A 1,480-nucleotide genomic window follows, 5' to 3' on the forward strand; every position below is an offset into this window, starting at 1 on the left:
GGGGCGTCGGCGCCGACGAAGAAGCCGCCGGTCTTGCGGTTGAGCCTAGCGGCATTGCCGTCGCTGTCGGTGTGGCCCCAGGAGCCAAAACCCTGGCCCCAGACCGCGAGTCGATCCGTGGTGGCCGCGACCGCCACCGGCTTGCCGTCGACATAGGTGACGCCGCCGCCCTTCGAGGCGCCAACACCGTCGAAGGCGGCGCGGATGCGATCGTTGATGGCGTTGCGGACGAAGCGGCTGTCCTCGATCAGCGCGGTCTTCGCCGAGGCGTGGATCTCGCCGGAGAGCTGGTCGAAGGCATATTGCGCCTGAGGCGCCGACAAGTTCAGCACCGCATTGTAGACGGGATTGCCGAGGCCCAGGCTCTCGACCCCGCCGCCGGTGGCGATCTGGTTCGCGGTGATGCCGGCGTTCTGGAAGCTGACGGCATTGCGGGTCATCGTCAGATAGACGTTGTTGGCGTCGTAGCTGAGCGAGGGATCGAGGAAGGCGAGGTTCGAGGTGACGCCGCCGGTGAAGGTGCCGCTGCGCCCGCCATTGGCGGTGAGGATGGTGTAGGTCGTGGCCGGAGCGTAGTTGCCCATGCCCGCGAGGACCTTCACCGAGCCGCCATTGATGGTGGCGGTGCCCGACGCAACGATCTTGTCGGACTGGCCAGCCGCATTGACCTCGACTTCATAGATCGAGCCGGCATTGAAGGCGATGTTGCCGGCGACGTTCAGCGTGCCGATGGAGTTGCCCGGCGCAATCGTACCGTTGACAACGGTATTCCCGACCGTGCCCGTGCCTTGGAGGCGGCCGGCGGCGAGCACATTGAGCGTCCCGCCGAGCTTGCCGTTGACGGCGAGGATGCCGCTCTCGACCGAGGTGGTGCCGGTGAAGCCGCTGGAGTCTCCGGTCAGCTCGGTCTTGCCCGCGCCGATCTGGCGCAGGTTGCCAGTACCGCTGACGACGCCGGCGAAGCTCCAGTCGTTCGAGCGGTTGAAGGCCAGTACGCCGTTGTTCATCACGTTGCCGGCGATCGAGCCGGTCGTGCCGCCATTGCCGAGGCGCAGCATCGAGCCGGCCGCGATGCTGGTGCCGCCCGCATAGTTGCTAGCGGCGGTGAGGGTCACGTCGCCCGAGAGGAGCTTGACCGCGCCGCTCCCGGAGATGGTCCCGCCGAAGGTCGTGGCGTCCGACCGGGCGAAGGCCAGCACGCTGTTGTTCACAACGTTGCCGGTGACCGAGCCGGAGGTGCCGCCGTTGCCGATCTGAAGCGTGCCGCCGGAGATCGTCGTGCCGCCGGTATAGCTGTTGGCGCCGGTCAGGATTAGCGTGCCGAGATCGGCCTTGTTCAGGCCGCCCGAGCCAGTCAGCTCCGAAGCGATGATCGCCTTGTAGGTCGCGCCACCCGCCGAGCCGTCGCCGACGCGGATGATGGACGCCAGATCGGCGAGCGTGATCGGCGCGCCGGTGATCTGGTAGCCGTCGCTCGCGA

The 1,480-nt window shown here is 67.6% G+C and carries 1 protein-coding gene; it reads right to left on the reverse strand.

What is annotated here, in order from left to right; translation table 11 throughout:
- On the reverse strand, positions 1-1,480 hold a 1,480-nt coding region (locus ACODTY_RS23995; RefSeq protein ID WP_488996681.1), incomplete at both ends, for an autotransporter outer membrane beta-barrel domain-containing protein.

This window comes from Mesorhizobium sp. FG116 (genome assembly GCF_057809835.1).